Source organism: Nocardioides lacusdianchii (assembly GCF_020102855.1).
GTDB classification, from domain to species: domain Bacteria; phylum Actinomycetota; class Actinomycetes; order Propionibacteriales; family Nocardioidaceae; genus Nocardioides; species Nocardioides lacusdianchii.
Genome location: NZ_JADHZD010000003.1, coordinates 248,284 through 262,508, shown reverse-complemented (window position 1 = coordinate 262,508; position 14,225 = coordinate 248,284). Strand labels below are relative to the sequence as shown.

Sequence of the window (14,225 nt, the reverse complement as noted above, 5' to 3'; positions counted from 1 at the left end):
CTTAGGAGTCGGGCGTGGGCCCACCGGCATGTCGTCGGCGGGCCGCCCGCACGAACACGTCGAGCCCCAGCACGTCCCGTCTCATCCAGACGGCCGCGCCGTAGGCCACCAGGCCGGTCGCGGTCAGCGTCAGCTCCGCGAGCACGGCGAGGTCCAGGACGTACGCCAGCAGTCCCGCAGCGCCGAAGCAGGCGAGTGCTGCGCCGGCGACCTGCCAGGTGGTCGTGGACAGCGGCCACATCGACAGGTGGCGCCGGACCTGCAGCAGCGGCAGCAGGTTGCGCACCACGATGCCGACCGCCCACGCCACGGCCGCTCCGCGGATGCCGTGGGTCGGGATCAGGAGCAGGTTGAGACCCACGTTGATCACGAGGGTCACCGTGCTGTTGGCCAGGCTGAGCCAGCTGTGCCCGGCCATGAGCAGCACCGAGTCGACCGGCCCGCACGCGGTCGCCACGAGCATGGTGAGCGACAGGATGACCACGACGTCGGCGGCGACGTCGTAGCCCTCGCCGAAGATGCCCATCAGGACCGGCGCCCAGGCTGCCGTGACGAGGTAGATCGGCCAGGCCGTGAGCACACTCCACATGGTGGCTGCCTGGAAGATCGAGCCGGCGGCGCGGTCCTCACCGCGGGCGAACAGCCTGCTGAGCTGCGGCGACAGGGCCTGCTGGACGGACTGGACGAACAGCTGGCCCAGCACGACGAAGCGCGTGGCTCCCGTGTAGAGGGCAGCGTCGGCGGGTGAGGCGAGCGCCGCGACGAGGACGATGTCGGAGCGCTTGAGGGCGGTCTGCGTCACCCGGGCCACGGCCCGGGGGCCTGTGTAGGACCAGAACTCGTGGACCAGGACCGACCACGTGCGAGCACCGGAGGCACGGCCCGGACCGCGACCAGTGGCGGGTGGGAGCAGCCGGTGCAGCCACGCGGCCGTCACGACCAGCCCGACCGCGTACGGAAGCCCCCACGCGAGGGCCAGCACGACGGGTCCGGCCCCGGCGGCCCAGGCCACCAGGACCGACGCGGCCTGCAGCCCGAGCCGTCCGACGTTGTCGACGAGCACCGTGGGGCGCATCGACCCGAGTCCTCGCGTGGCGGCCAGGGCGAGGTCGTGGAGTGCGGCCACCGGCAGCAGCAGCGCGAGGGCCTGCAACATGTCCGTCATCGTCGACGGAGCCTCCGGGCTGCTCAGGACGGGCGCGAGGGTCGGCGCGAGGAGGTGGAGGGCGAGTCCGCCGCTCGCCGCGAGGGCCACGACCGGGACTGCGGCCACCGCCAGCGTGCGTCGGGCGTCGACCGCGCGGTCCGAGGCGAGCTGGGTCGGCAGCACCTTGACCAGCCCGGTGTCGGTCCCGAGCAGCGCCACCGACTCCAGGATGAGGAACGTCGCGGTGGCGGCGAAGAGGGTGCCGGCGACCGTGGCGGAGAAGCCGTTCGTCACCACGACGACCAGCAGGACGCCGAAGACCGCGCTGGCGCCTGCGCCGACGACGCTGGCGGTGCCCCGGCGTGCCAGCTTCTCCAGCTGGACGCGGTGCAGTGCGCGCTCGGTCGCCACCGAGGTCATCGTGGTGACCGAGCCGCGGGTCGGCGATCGCCCTGGCCCCGGACCGCACGCCCGTCCGGGTCTCCCTCGGGCCCGGCAGCCAGGTCGACGGGTGCGTCCGCGATCCGCGCGTCCACCACGACCGCGGCCACCTGGGTGGTCAGCGTGTCGAGACGGGACGCCACCGCAGCGACCCACCGGGTCGGCGTACGCCCCACGGTCACCACCACGAGGCCGAGGTCCGCCGCGCCCAGGACCGCCTCGCCCTCGACGCTCGTGGCCTCGGGAGCAGCGAGGACGACGACGTGCCCGGCGTCGACGAGAGGAGCGAGCACCGAGCGCAGCGATCGAGCCGAGAGACGGTCCCGGCTCGTCTCGTCGAACCCCCACGGCAGCAACGTGAGCGCGGGCTCGAGACTCGGGTGCAGCAGCTCGCCGACCCGGGTGCGCTCGTGCAGCAGCACGTGCGCCAGGCCGCGCCCGTCCTGGTCGGGGGCACTTCCCGCACCCTGGTCGCTGACCAGCACGACACGGTGACCTGCCCGGGCCAGGGCGGTCGCGAGGGTGGCCGCGACGGCCTCGCCGTGCCCGCCGGGAGCCGCGGGCGCCACGGCCACGACCTCCGGGGTCGGGGTGCGGTGCAGCACCTCCGCGCGCACCCGTCGCGCCACGGTCGCGGCGGACTCCGAGTCGTGCGTGCGGAAGGGGTGCCGGCGTGGCCGGTGCGAGGCGACGAGCACGGGGATCCCGGCCGCAGCGACGTCACGGGCCGCACGGACGCGACCCGAGACGCGCTCGCGGACCGCGGCGACCGCCACGCCGAGCGCGAGCCCGAGGAGGGCGCCACCGGCGGCCATGGCGGGCAGCACGAGGCCGCCGGACCGGGCCGCGGCCGAAGCCGGGGCGATGACCGAGCCGGCCGGCGCCTCGCTGTTCTCGAGGTAGGAGCGCTGGGCCCGGAGGCTGACGAGCTGGTTGCGCAGGGCGGCGGCGAGCTCGGACTGGAACTGGCGTTCTGCCGCGGTGCCCCGTTGGGCTGCCGCCGTGGCGACACGCAGGTCGGCGACCACGCCCTCGGTCTGCTTCTCGACCTTCCCGATGCGGTCGACGTTGACCTGCTCGGCGCGACGGTCCCGGTTGTCGAGGTAGAGCCGTGCCCAGCTGTCGACGACCTGCTCGGCGGTGCGCGCGTCGTCCGCGGCGTAGGTCAGTGCGAGGACCTGGGTGTTGGGCGGGACGGTGATGGAGAGACCGCGCTGGATCTGCCCGACCGTCAGCGGGGGGTTGGCCGCGGCCACGGCCTCGAGCACCTCTGCCGACCCTGCCACCTGCGCCTCGGTCTCCAGGCTGGTCAGCTCGTCCTGGCGCACCGAGCTGGGCGCCGGGGCGAACGGGTTGCCCACCGTCGGGTTGATGAGCACGCGCGCCGTGCTCGACCAGGTGGTGGGCTGGCTGTCGCCGACTCGCCACCCGAGGCCGAGGCCGACCAGGAGGAGCACCAGCACGATCGTGCGATGACGTCGGGCGGCGTCGAGCGGCGACGAGCGGCGCGGGGCGTGCGCAGGGCGGGTGTGGTCCACGGTCATCATCCTGAGGTGGTGGGAGGGATCAGCCGGAGGGCGAGGGACGGTCGGGGCGTCGCCCGACGTGAGGAGTGCGTGGAGGTGGCGACGGCTCGGCGGTCGAGCCCCGCGCCGATCAGGCAACCGACGAGGGCGCCGAGCATGAGACCCGACACGAGCGGCACCTCGACGTTGGCCCGCACGGGTCGCTGCGGTGGGACGGCGGCGTCGACGACCTGCACGGGCAGGGCCCGCGCCTCCTCCAGCTCTCGCAGCGACGTCCGGAGCTCCAGCACGTGGGCGAAGAACTCGTCGCTGGCCGGGATGATCGCGCCGACCCCCTGTGCCCGGGCCAGGACGCCCTCCTGGTCGGTGGTCCACAGGCGCAGGAGGCGGAGCTGGTCGAGACGGAGCGACCCGAGGGTGTCGCGGCGCACCTGGGCGAGCCCGTCCACGGCTGCGTTGGCCGCGGCTGCGGCAAGCTCGGGCGAGGCGGCCGTGGCCGTGACGTGGAGGGCGTCGCTGTTGGCGGTGGCCGTGACGGACAGGTGGTCCATCGCGGCCGCGCGGCCCGTGCCGAGCGCGGTGCCGACCTTCCTCAGCACGACCGGGCTGTGGAGCAGCTGGGCGTCGGTGTCGATGCTCACCTGGGGCGGCAGCACGCCCTCCCCGGTGGGCAGCACGTACTTGGGCACGGGGGTCAGGACCACCGACGACGTCGCCGCGTAGCTGGTCGGCTGGGTCGCGGACCACGCCAGGCCGAGCAGCAGCCCGACCACGCCGAGCGAGCCCAGGAGAAGGGCGTGGACCCGGACGAAGCGCAGCTGGTCCGACCAGAGCGGGAGCGTGGGCCGCTCGGTCACGTGCGCCATGCGGGCGTCCGTCCGAGCAGGGGAGCCAGCGCCTCGTCGTGCGGCTCGAAGTGCTCGCGCAGCCGCGCGCGGGTGCTGTCGGTCATCGGCGAGCTGGGCCGGGCGTTCCAGCGGTCGAAGCTGTCGGGCATCGCCGCCGGGAGGCCGAGGAAGTCGAGCACCTGTCCGTACGTCCGCTCCGGCTGCTCGAAGAACGACTCGCTCTCCACGAGGTGCACCTGGGCGGCGGGGAAGTGCTCGAGCAGCCGGGTGACCTGCTCGGCGTAGTGCCCCCGTCGGGTGTAGGCGTGGTGCCGGTGGCTGTGGCTCTGGTAGGTCGGGTCGGCGACCATCCGGTCCTCCTGCCCCGCCAGCCGCTCCTCCTCGAGGTCGAGGGCACGCTCGAAGGGCTCGGTCTCGAACCCGCGCGCCAGCTCGTGCTTGTGGGCGGAGAACGCCCGCTCGATGGGGTCGCGGAGCATCGCGAGGATCTTCACCTCGGGGAGGTGGCGTGCCATACGCTCGGCGGCGCACGGGTGGAACATGTAGTAGCCGCTGGCCTCGAAGGTCACCGGCGAGCCGGCGTGCCCTCGGGTGCGCAGGGAGAGGGACGCCGCGGTCGGGAAGTGGCCGCGGTACCAGGCGAAGTCGCGGTGGTAGTTGATGTCGAAGTAGTTGACGCCCTTGTGGAAGTTCGCCTGGTGGATGAGCGGGTGCGACATCAGCGCCCGGTAGAGCGAGGTCGTGCCCGTGCGCTGGGCGCCGACGAGGATGAACGACGGGAGCTGGCGGAGCTCGGCCGTGGCCGATCCGACCTGCACCGACATCGTCCTGCCGGCGACCTTGAGGGGGTGGGGCACTGCGGAGCGGAGCGTCATGGCCGTCCTTTCGACGAGGTCGTGAGCGGCTGCTGGAGCAGCCGGGAGAGCAGCGACACGACCCACGCGGTCCGTCGCTCGAAGTCGGGTCGTGCCCCGTGGCGCAGCGCGTCCACGTAGCGCACCGCCATCTCGAGGAGGTAGAGGCGCACCGTCAGGTCGTGCAGTGCGGGGGCGACGCCGAAGGGCGCGAGCGCCGCGGGGACCGCGGCCAGGAAGTCGGCCTCCTGTGCGGGGTCGACGTGCTGCGCCGGCTGCACCTGCTGGGCGAGCAGGTGGACCGCGTCGAGGCCGAGGGGCACCGCGCGGTCGTGCCGCTCCCAGTCCCACAGCTGGAGTACCGCGCCCTGCATGCCCATGTTCCACGGCCCCCAGTCGCCGTGCCAGGAGCCGAAGGCCAGGTCGGTGGTCCCGTGGTGGTGCTCGAGCTCCGCGACGGCGCCGGCGAGCGAGCCGCCGTGCGGGAGGTCGGCCAGCCGAAGGCTCTCGGCGCGCAGGCGAGCGAGGAAGGGGCTGTCGGCGAGCGCGCAGGTGTGCGTCCCGGCCAGGCGCGCCAGCTCCACCATGGCGTCGACCCGGGTGCCGGCGTCGACGGCCCGGTCGGGCTCGATCGGCAGCGGCGACATCACCAGGACGTCGAGTCCCGACCAGGTGCCAGCGTGCAACAGCTCCGGTGCACGGAACCGGCGTGGCGCCAGCGCGTGCACGTCGGTGAGGGCACGTGCCTCCCGCCGGACCAGGTCGGAGGTCAGCGCGTTGTGGCCGACCTTGGCGAAGGCCAGGAGCCTGCCGTCGGTCGCAAAGACCTGCAGGACCGGCTTCTGGTTGACCCGGCGCGGTCCGAGCACCACCCCCACCCGCACCTCGGTGCCCAGCACGCCCGCGAGGTGATGCTCGATGGAGTCGGCGCCCGTGGCGGGGCCGACCACCCGTACGCGCGGCCAGCGGCTGGCCGCGAAGAACGATGATCCCACCGCCCTCCTCAGCACCCGGCGCAGCGGTGCGATGAAGGCTGCCTCGTCGTTGCCCAGCCGCTGGACCATCGTTGCCGCGGCCGGCAGTCCTGCCGGCACCAGCAGCCGCGGATTGCGGATGCTGGGGAAGACGTAGGCGTCGCGAAGGGCGCCCTCTGGCCGCCGTACCGATCGGGTGACGAGCGGCTCGTCCCACGGCGCGGGCCACAGCAGTCGGGTCACCTCGGTGGCGTACGACGCGCCGGCGTCCGGGGCAGGCGATGTCATGGCGTCGCCCCCTCGGGCTCCCAGTCGGCGCGGGCCATCAGGCCGATGGCGATGAAGGTGGTGAACAGGGCCGATCCCAACGAGTCGTAGAAGAAGAAGCAGAGGACCGAGACCAGCAGGACCGTGCACCCGGTGATGTCGAGCAGCGAGGGCCCGCGCGCCCGGTGCAGGAACTGCCGGCCCAGGAAGGTCAGGCACAGCGCCGTGCCGACGAAGCCGGTGGTCAGCAGCAGGCGCCACATGAAGCCCTGCGTACCGAGCGGGGGCGGGGCGCACTGGTGGCAGGAGGCCGTCTCGCCGCCCGCGAGGGAGCTGAAGCTGCCCTGCATGGTGCGGGTGGTGCCGTAGCCGACGACCGGTGATCCCTCCGCGGTGACGCTCGCGACCGTGAGCGCGGTCCCGGCGCGACGGTCGTTGCTGTGCGGTGTCTCCACCCGCAGGACGAGCGTGTCGTAGAGCGGTGAGGAGACGAACAGGATCCCGCCGAGCACCGCGCCGACGACGAGGACCTGCATCGCGCGCCAGCGGCCGTGGATCGCCAACCGCACCGCGGCGTACACCGCGGCCAGCACCAGCGAGACCCACAGCCCCCGGTTCAGCGAGAACACGATCGGGAAGACCGAGGCGAGCAGCACGAACGGCGCCACCCGGCGCCGCCAGCCGGCGTCGGGACCACACCACGCGAGCACGAAGAACGGGAGGTAGAGGGCGAGGTTGTTGCCCCAGTCGTTGGAGTAGGCGAACGGGGCCGTCGGGCGGGCCTGCACGTAGCCGAGGAAGTCGACCGAGGACGACAAGGAGGGATGGATCAGCGTGCGCACGAAGTTCTTCTGCGTCACGCCATCGGGCAGCACCAGCTCCATCGGCGAGGTGAACTCGAGCTCGGGAGCGAGGATGGCCAGCGCGCCGAACCCGGTCGTCACGACGAACATCCACGCCAGCAGTCGCACGATGCGCTGGGTCGTCACCTCGCGCACCGTGTTGAGGACGTAGAGCATGACGACGGTGATGGCGGCGTACCAGGCGAACCAGATCACGAAACCGGCCAGCCGTCCCAGCCCGCCGCCCGGCACGGTGCCCGGGGCGACCGCCTTGAGCAACAGCACCCCGGCAGCGGTCCAGGCGAGGAAGAGCAGCCACAGAGGGAAGCCACGAGGCACGCGGACGTTGCCCTGGCGCACGAGGATGACGGCCATCGCGGCGGCCGCGGCGAAGAAGATGAGACTGGCCAGGCCGAGGGCCCACCAGAGCGGGAAGCCGAGGTAGAGCCCGACCAGCGGCCAGCCCGGCACGAGAAACCGGCGGCCGTGGACCCCGGCAGGCGGCGCGTGGTGGACGACGGTCATGTCCTGGGCCTCCCACGCGAGTCGTCCGGGGCTGCCGGCCCGCGACGACCGCCACCCGCGGTTAGCATGTGGATCACCCGCACGCCGTCCCCCAGTCCCCAGTTGCTGCGGTTCGTGTGCCGAGCCGCGTCGTGGACGCTAATCCGCCCACGGTCCGGCCAGCTGCGATCCGCCCATCCATCCCCCTTTGTGGGTACGACCATGAGGAGACCCCGTGCTTCACGACCACCACCACGGTGAGGTGCCCGCCGCCCGCCTGATCGCACGCGCGATCGTCGGCGCGGCGCTGCTCCTCCTCGCCGCCTGCGGTGCTCCGTCGGACGGACCGACCGGGCAGGACGGTGGCAGCGACGGCCCGGCCGCGACCTCCACCGAAACCGCCTCCGTGGACCTCGCCTCTGCAGACCTCTGGCTGGCCTTCGAGGACAGCGAGGCCTCGTCCGAGGGAACGACGGAGTTCCCCGACGCCGTCGGGGGTGACGTGGTCGCCCGCGTCGTCAGTGCCAACGGCGGCCGCGTGGAGATCGTCGAGGGTGTCGGCGGGACCGGATCTGCGATCGCGTTCCCGCCGCTGTGCACCGGCGACGCAGGCTGCCCCCGCGCGATGGTCGAGGTCGAGTCGGACCCCGCGCTCGAACCGGGCGAGGACCCCTTCGCATTCGGCGCGACGGTGTGGCTCGCTCCCGAGGACACGACGACCGGGTCCAACATCGTGCAGAAGGGCCGTTTCGCCACCGACGGTGGACTCTGGAAGCTCCAGGTCGACGACGAGGAGGGGCACCCCAGCTGCGTGCTGAGGTCCGGGGACACCCTGCTGCGGGTGCGTTCGGAGGTCACCGTCGCCGACTCGAGCTGGCACCGTGTGGTCTGCAGCCGCGACGCGGACGGGATCAGCATCGACGTCGACGGGGTCGAGGACCGCGAGGACGGCACCCTCGGGTCGGTGGACAGCGAGTGGCCGATCCGGGTCGGGAGCCCGGGTGTGGGCGACGACGACGACCAGTTCCACGGGCGCGTCGACGACGTCTTCCTCCGCCTCCTGCCCCCGACCTGACGGTCAGGCCAGTCGGGCGACCCAGTCCGACGCCAGCAGTTCGGCGAACGTGGCCTCGGTGCGTCCGGCGAGCTCCCACGAGCCCTCGGGGGCGTTGAGGCGGGAGTTGTAGTAGGACAGCGACACGATCTTGTGCTCCCGGGCGTACTGCGCCGCGTCGCGCAGCCACTCCGCTGCGAGCCCGGGATTCTGCGGGTCCTCCCGGCAGCCGTACTCCCCGATCGCTATCGGGGTGTCGCCCAGCCAGGCGAGGGCCTCGTCGGCCTTGCTCCCGAAGCTGCGCCACGGCTGGCCGTTGCTCGGCGACCAGTGGTTGTAGACGTCGAGGCCCATCACCGTCGCCTCGGGCACCAGCCAGGCGGCGGGGTCGATGTCGTCGCGCACCGGGTCGAAGGTCCACTGCTGGAGCACCGGCACGACGACGACCTGCGAGTCATCCCCAGACGCCATCTCGATGAGGTGGCGCTGCATGGCGACGAAGTCAGCCGGCAGCATGCCCGGCGCCCCGACATCGTTCTCGGGCTCGTGGTGCATCGTGAACAGCACAGGGCTCCCTGCCTCTCGCAACGGGCCGAGCATGGCCTCGAGCCACTGGTCACGCCTGCCCGACGCCACGTCGTCCCACGTGCCGAGGGGCTTCATGGACACATGGGGGAGCCGTGCCTGGGCGATGTCCTCGAAGCAGCTGTCCACGAGCCGCCGCGGCGGGTGCCGTTGAGGCACGAAGAACGAGCGGTTGACCGCCAGGGGGCGTCCCAGACGGTCCTCCCAGTCCTCCAGCGAACGGTAGTGGGGGACGGACGCGCCGTAGTAGAGGTGACCCTCACCGGGAGTCAGCGCGAGCGCGTTGCGGGCGGGGACGCTGGCAGGGCCGGACGGTCGCGCAGTTGTGGTGGCCGGCGCCCGACGCGGCGCCTCCCGGGACGGCTTGGCGCTGCACGCTGAGCCCGCGACGGCAGCCGCGGCCGCCAGCCCGGCGCGCAGCACGTCGCGACGCCCGATCACCATGTGACGACCCTACGGAGGACGTGCGGCGGGGACCGGGGGTCGAACCCCGGGTCACCCAAAGTGGGGACGGCGCGCTCACGTGGCCACCACCCCCAAAATGGAGGATCCCAGTGCTGGTCCGTGCCCGGTCCGCCGTCGGCCGGACAGCCTGAGCACATGGGGACCGACACACGGACTGCAGGGCCGATCCTGCTGGTGAGCTCACAGGGGGGCCACCTCACGCACCTGCTCGCGCTGCGGCCGTGGTGGGAGGACCTCGAGCGGTTGTGGGTGTGCCCGGAGACTCCTGACGTGGTGGACCGGTTGGGCGACGAACGCCTTCTGCGCTCGCACCACCCCACCACCCGCAACATCCCCAACCTGCTGCGCAACACGGTGCTCGCGGCGCGGCTGATGCTGCGCGAGCGCCCCAGCCTCGTGGTGAGCGCCGGTGCCGGGGTGGCCGTCCCGTTCTTCGTGCTGGCCTGGCTGATGCGGATCCCGACGGTCTTCATCGAGGTCTACGACCGCGTGGACACGCCCACGATGACCGGACGGCTGTGCGGGCCCTTCACGACCCGGCGGCTCGTGCAGTGGCCGAGCCAGCTGGAGTTCTACCCCGACGCCCACCTCGTGGGACCGCTGCTGTGAGCGCCGTCGTCCTCGCCCTCGCCGGCACCGACCACCACCCCTTCGACCGGATGGTGTCGTGGATGGACGTCGCCGCGCAGCGCCGCCCGGACGTCAGGTTCGTGGTCCAGCACGGAGCGTCCGTCGCGCCGCAGGTCGCCGAGGGTCACGCCTTCCTCGCCCACGACCTGCTCGTCGCGCTGGTGGAGGAGGCCGCGGCCGTGGTCTGCCACGGCGGACCCGGCACGATCATGGACGCCAGGCAGGCCGGCCACGTGCCGTTGTGCATGCCGCGCGACCCGCGCTTGGGCGAGCACGTCGACGACCACCAGCAGCGGTTCGCCGCAGTGGTCGGCGAGGTCGGGCTCGTACGCCGGGTCACCACCCTCGAGGAGCTCCTGGCCGACATCGATGGCCGGCTCGCACTCGACCGCTCCGAGCGTGCCGACGACACCTTCGCGGAGGCTCGCCGCCTCGCCCTGCAGATGGCCTCGCGGGAGCTGGACCAGCTCGCCGCCGGCGGCCCCCGGATCCCACGGCCACGCCGCTCGCTGCTCCTGCCCGGGCGTCGGTGAGCACATGGCGAGCGATGGGAGGACGGCAGACGACGCCACGACGGTCGTCTACCTAGGCGGCTTCGGCCGCTCCGGCTCGACGCTCGTCGAGCGGGTCCTCGGGTCCGCGCCGGGCTGGGTGAACGTCGGGGAGCTGGTCGACCTCGCGCGCACGGTCGCGCCGCACGACGAACTGTGTGGGTGCGGCCGCGCCTTCTCGGCCTGCCCCGTGTGGACCGAGATCGGCGAGGTCGCGTTCGGCGGGTGGACCGAGGACGTCCTGGCGCGGATACGGTCTGCACACCGCGCAGCCGCTCGACAGCGGCACCTTCCCGGCCTGCTGCGTAGCGGACGGATGACGTCGCCGGCCCTGGCGTCGCTTCAGGACGACTACGCCGCCATCTACCGGGCGGTCGCGGAGGTCACCGGCGCGCGTGTCGTCGTCGACGCGTCCAAGGGTCCGGCCCTCGGCCAGGCCGTCGCCGGTGCGACCGGCATCGACCTCCGGGTCCTGAACGTGGTGCGCGACCCGCGCGCGGTCGCCTGGTCGTGGCAGCGGGAGGTGGTCCGCCCGCACGACGTGTCCGGCACCGACCACATGTGGCGCATCCCCGCGCACAGGGCCGCAGCGCAGTGGAGCGGGCTCCAGGTCGAGATGGAGCTCGTGACCCGCTTCGGCGGTAGCCCCAGCGCACGCCTGCGCTACGAGGACCTGGTCTCCGATCTCGCGGGCACGGTCGAGACGGCCACCGCGGCGATCGGCCTGCCCGTGCGGGCGAGCGACCTCCCGCTCCGCGACGACGGCGTGATCGACCTCGCGCCCAGCCACGGTCTGTCCGGCAATCCGTCGCGGTTCCGTTCCGGGCCGGTGCAGCTACGCCGTGACGCGGCCTGGGCCACGGAGATGCCGCGCGTCCCCCGCGCGGTGGTCACCGCGCTGACGCTGCCCCTGCTGCACGCCTACGACTACACCAGCGATCGCTCTGCCCGTCCCGGGCCCGGCGTCGCCCACGACGCGCCACCGGCCGCGTCCGACAGGAGGATCCTCACGTGAGCGCACCGCTCGTCACCGTCGTCATCCCGACCCACGGCCGTCCCGACCTGCTCCGCGAGACACTCGCCACGATCGTCGCGCAGGACTACTCCGGGCCGATGGAGGTCCTCGTCGTCCACGACGGTGAGGAGTCCGACCCCTCGCTCGAGCAGCTGTCCGGTCCCGGTCGCGCGGTCAGGGCCACGGTCAACACCCGCGCCCGCGGACTGTGCGGGGCACGCAACACCGGCGTGCTGGCCAGCGCGGGCACCTACGTGGCGAGCTGCGACGACGACGACCTCTGGGATCCGACGAAGGTGCGCAAGCAGGTCGAGCGCCTGGAGGCCGACCCCACCCTCGTCGTGGTGGGCACCGGCATCCGCCTCCTGATGGGTGGCGACCGCGGCGACGTGGAGTGGGTCGCGAGCGAGGCGATCGTCTCGCACGAGCGGCTGCTGCAGAACCGCGTCAAGGAGCTCCACAGCTCCAACCTGATGATGCGTCGCAGGGCCTTCGACAGCGTGGGCCTCTACGACGAGCAGCTGCCGCACGGCTACGGGGAGGACTACGACTGGCTGCTCCGGGCGAGCGCGGTCGGTCGTGTCGGGGTGGTCCAGGAGACGCTCGCCGACATCCGCAAGGACGTCCCGTCCTGGTTCCGCGACCGCTGGGTCAACACCGCCACGGCCCTGGAGTACCTGCTCGAGAAGCACCCCGACTTCGTCGACGACCGCCGAGGCCACGCGCGGATCCTCGGCCAGATCGCCTATGCCCGGGCGGCTGCGGGCGAGCGCAGGACCGCCACCCGGGTGGCCGGACGCGCGTTGAGCAGGCATCCCGCCGTGCCGTACGCCTGGCTCGCCCTGGCTGTCGCCGGGCCCGGGACCGACCATCAGCGCCTGCTCACGATGGCGCGCCGCTTCGGAAGGGGACTCTCATGAGCCGTCTGCCCAACTTCCTCTACGTCGGGCCGGACAAGGCCGGGTCGTCGTGGCTCCACGAGACGCTGATCAAGCACCCGGACTGCTACCTCACGCCGTCGAAGGACCTCTACTACTTCGACCGCTACTACGACCGCGGGACCGAGTGGTACGCCGCTCAGTTCAAGGACGCCCGCGACGAGCAGGTCGTCGGCGAGATCTGCCAGGACTACCTCTTCCACCCCGAGGCAGCCCGACGGATCCACGACACCCTCGGCAACGTGCGGGTGATGGTGTCGTTGCGGGACCCGGTCGACCGCGCCTGGTCCTCCTACCTCTACATGCGCAAGCACGGGATCGGGCCGGACACCTTCGCGGAGGCACTGCGCAGCCGGCCCGAGCTCCTCGAGCACGGCCGCTACGCGACGGGCCTGGACCGGTTCCTCGAGCTCTATCCTCGCGAGCACGTGCACGTCGGGCTCTTCGACGACCTCGAGGCCGATCCACAGGCCTTCCTCGACGGCGTCACCGACTTCCTCGGCATCGCCCACCAGCCGCTCGGTACCAAGGAGCGCGAGGCCCGCCTGCCCGCCGCGAGCGCACGGTCGGTGCGGGTCGCCGCTGCCGTACGTCGTGGGGCCGACTGGGTGCGCGAGCACGACGGGGCGCGGGTGGTGGGCATGGTCAAGCGCTCACCCCTCGTCCACCGCGCGCTCTACCGTCCGATCGACCGGGCCGCTGTGCGCCCCGACGCGCGCGACGTCCTCACCGTCCGCCGCGAGCTCGGCTCCGAGGTCGAGGCCCTCGAGGGCACCTTCGGGCTCAGGCTGCGGGAGTCCTGGGGCTGGTAGCGGCTCGCGTCGCCGCCGTTCCCAGGACGCCGACGCCCACCACGCCGACGACCCCGAGCACGAGCACCAGGGCCGCGCCCCAGGGCTGGCGCAGCTCGAGCATGGCGGCGCCCGCATGCGCCGCCACCGTGCTCAGCGCCACCGCGCCGAGCAGGGTGAGTGCGGCCCGAGTGCGCATCCATCCCGCGAGGGCGAGCGCCGCCGCGTAGGGGAGGGCGTAGGTCACGCCCCACGCCAGGAGGTCCCGCACGTCCGCGTTCGGGTCACCGTGCACGACCAGCAGTGGGCCGACCAAGGCTACGGTCGCCGCCCCTGCGACCGCTGCGGCGCCCATACCCTGAGGACCCGTGCTCCACGAGTGACGTGTCCTGACAAGTCTCCGTGCGCAGAGCAGTGCCGCGACCCCGCCCGCGCCCGCCAGCAGCAGCGCCAGGGCCCGCACGAGTGCCTGTTCGGTGATGCCCGACGGGGCGCAGCACCCCCAGTAGAGCGGCCAGCGTCGGAAGCCGACCAGACCGGTGCCGGCGATCTGGGCCGCCAGCAGCCCGGCGATCGCCAGGAGGACGGCCTCGTGCCGGATGTGGGGCAGGACCAGGAGGGCGCCGGTCAGCACGAGGGCGACGGCGAGAGCAGCCTGCCCGGGACCGTAGATCGTCAGCGATGACCCCGCGAAACCGCCGCCCCATGACCCGTCGCCGTCCACGGCGACGACGATGCAGGCCATCGCTCCCGCGAGCAGGGCGCCGACCCCGGTGAGTGGTGCCGGGAGCAT

Annotated in this window: 14 protein-coding genes; 6 read left to right on the top strand and 8 right to left on the bottom strand. The window is 72.9% G+C overall.

Annotated elements, in window-relative coordinates; genetic code table 11:
- Window position 1: 1 nt before the first annotated feature.
- Genes IRX98_RS05890 through IRX98_RS05865 form a run of 6 tightly spaced genes read right to left on the bottom strand, consistent with a single transcriptional unit; the run spans window position 2 to window position 7,424 of the window.
- A complete protein-coding gene (locus IRX98_RS05890) occupies window positions 2-1,558 on the bottom strand; it encodes a lipopolysaccharide biosynthesis protein (protein WP_224274719.1) in 1,557 nt (518 codons plus the stop codon).
- Window positions 1,559-1,563: 5 nt separating this feature from the next.
- Window positions 1,564-3,126, bottom strand: coding sequence for a hypothetical protein (locus IRX98_RS05885; RefSeq protein WP_224274718.1), 1,563 nt, complete (start codon window positions 3,124-3,126; stop codon window positions 1,564-1,566).
- 5 nt (window positions 3,127-3,131) lie between these two features.
- Complete coding sequence (locus tag IRX98_RS05880; protein WP_224274717.1) at window positions 3,132-3,980, bottom strand: hypothetical protein; 849 nt, start codon at window positions 3,978-3,980, stop codon at window positions 3,132-3,134.
- The gene (locus tag IRX98_RS05875) at window positions 3,968-4,837 is read right to left on the bottom strand and encodes a sulfotransferase family protein (protein ID WP_224274715.1); all 870 of its coding nucleotides are present in this window, start codon (window positions 4,835-4,837) and stop codon (window positions 3,968-3,970) included. The genes IRX98_RS05880 and IRX98_RS05875 overlap by 13 nt, the downstream gene beginning before the upstream one ends.
- Window positions 4,834-6,078 carry a hypothetical protein gene (locus IRX98_RS05870; protein ID WP_224274713.1) on the bottom strand — a complete coding sequence of 415 codons (1,245 nt, stop codon included), beginning with the start codon at window positions 6,076-6,078 and terminating at the stop codon, window positions 4,834-4,836. Before IRX98_RS05870 ends, IRX98_RS05875 begins: the two co-directional genes overlap by 4 nt.
- Window positions 6,075-7,424, bottom strand: a complete 1,350-nt coding sequence (locus tag IRX98_RS05865) for an O-antigen ligase family protein (RefSeq protein ID WP_224274711.1) — start codon at window positions 7,422-7,424, stop codon at window positions 6,075-6,077. Before IRX98_RS05865 ends, IRX98_RS05870 begins: the two co-directional genes overlap by 4 nt.
- Window positions 7,425-7,638: 214 nt before the next feature.
- Here IRX98_RS05865 and IRX98_RS23350 point away from each other — a divergent pair, with 214 nt between their 5' ends.
- Window positions 7,639-8,478 (top strand): LamG-like jellyroll fold domain-containing protein, encoded by an 840-nt coding sequence (locus IRX98_RS23350; RefSeq protein ID WP_224274709.1) that lies wholly within the window; start codon window positions 7,639-7,641, stop codon window positions 8,476-8,478.
- Window positions 8,479-8,481: 3 nt separating this feature from the next.
- Here the strand turns inward: IRX98_RS23350 and IRX98_RS05855 are convergent, their stop codons facing one another.
- Window positions 8,482-9,486, bottom strand: a complete 1,005-nt coding sequence (locus tag IRX98_RS05855) for a hypothetical protein (RefSeq protein ID WP_224274707.1) — start codon at window positions 9,484-9,486, stop codon at window positions 8,482-8,484.
- A 195-nt stretch (window positions 9,487-9,681) separates the two neighbouring features.
- Here IRX98_RS05855 and IRX98_RS05850 point away from each other — a divergent pair, with 195 nt between their 5' ends.
- Genes IRX98_RS05850 through IRX98_RS05830 form a run of 5 tightly spaced genes read left to right on the top strand, consistent with a single transcriptional unit; the run spans window position 9,682 to window position 13,453 of the window.
- Entirely contained in the window at window positions 9,682-10,116 is a 435-nt protein-coding gene (locus tag IRX98_RS05850) for a glycosyltransferase family protein (RefSeq protein WP_224274705.1), read from the top strand.
- Window positions 10,113-10,670, top strand: a complete 558-nt coding sequence (locus IRX98_RS05845; RefSeq protein WP_224274703.1) for a glycosyltransferase — start codon at window positions 10,113-10,115, stop codon at window positions 10,668-10,670. The genes IRX98_RS05850 and IRX98_RS05845 overlap by 4 nt, the downstream gene beginning before the upstream one ends.
- A 4-nt stretch (window positions 10,671-10,674) precedes the next feature.
- Entirely contained in the window at window positions 10,675-11,703 is a 1,029-nt protein-coding gene (locus tag IRX98_RS05840; RefSeq protein WP_224274700.1) for a sulfotransferase, read from the top strand.
- The gene (locus IRX98_RS05835) at window positions 11,700-12,623 is read left to right on the top strand and encodes a glycosyltransferase (protein WP_224274698.1); all 924 of its coding nucleotides are present in this window, start codon (window positions 11,700-11,702) and stop codon (window positions 12,621-12,623) included. The genes IRX98_RS05840 and IRX98_RS05835 overlap by 4 nt, the downstream gene beginning before the upstream one ends.
- Window positions 12,620-13,453 carry a sulfotransferase family protein gene (locus tag IRX98_RS05830; RefSeq protein WP_224274696.1) on the top strand — a complete coding sequence of 278 codons (834 nt, stop codon included), beginning with the start codon at window positions 12,620-12,622 and terminating at the stop codon, window positions 13,451-13,453. Before IRX98_RS05835 ends, IRX98_RS05830 begins: the two co-directional genes overlap by 4 nt.
- Here IRX98_RS05830 and IRX98_RS05825 read toward each other — a convergent pair.
- Entirely contained in the window at window positions 13,425-14,225 is an 801-nt protein-coding gene (locus IRX98_RS05825; protein ID WP_224274694.1) for a hypothetical protein, read from the bottom strand. The two genes, IRX98_RS05830 and IRX98_RS05825, sit on opposite strands and share 29 nt — an antisense overlap.

Excerpts from the sequence above, each read along its gene's own strand:
- IRX98_RS05880 (WP_224274717.1), bottom strand. The coding sequence starts at position 3,980 with ATGGCGCACGTGACCGAGCGGCCCACGCTCCCGCTCTGGTCGGACCAG.
- IRX98_RS05875 (WP_224274715.1), bottom strand. The coding sequence starts at position 4,837 with ATGACGCTCCGCTCCGCAGTGCCCCACCCCCTCAAGGTCGCCGGCAGG.
- IRX98_RS05870 (WP_224274713.1), bottom strand. The coding sequence starts at position 6,078 with ATGACATCGCCTGCCCCGGACGCCGGCGCGTCGTACGCCACCGAGGTG.
- IRX98_RS05865 (WP_224274711.1), bottom strand. The coding sequence starts at position 7,424 with ATGACCGTCGTCCACCACGCGCCGCCTGCCGGGGTCCACGGCCGCCGG.
- IRX98_RS05855 (WP_224274707.1), bottom strand. The coding sequence starts at position 9,486 with ATGGTGATCGGGCGTCGCGACGTGCTGCGCGCCGGGCTGGCGGCCGCG.
- IRX98_RS05840 (WP_224274700.1), top strand. The coding sequence starts at position 10,675 with ATGGCGAGCGATGGGAGGACGGCAGACGACGCCACGACGGTCGTCTAC.
- IRX98_RS05830 (WP_224274696.1), top strand. The coding sequence starts at position 12,620 with ATGAGCCGTCTGCCCAACTTCCTCTACGTCGGGCCGGACAAGGCCGGG.
- IRX98_RS05825 (WP_224274694.1), bottom strand. The coding sequence starts at position 14,225 with ATGCTCCCGGCACCACTCACCGGGGTCGGCGCCCTGCTCGCGGGAGCG.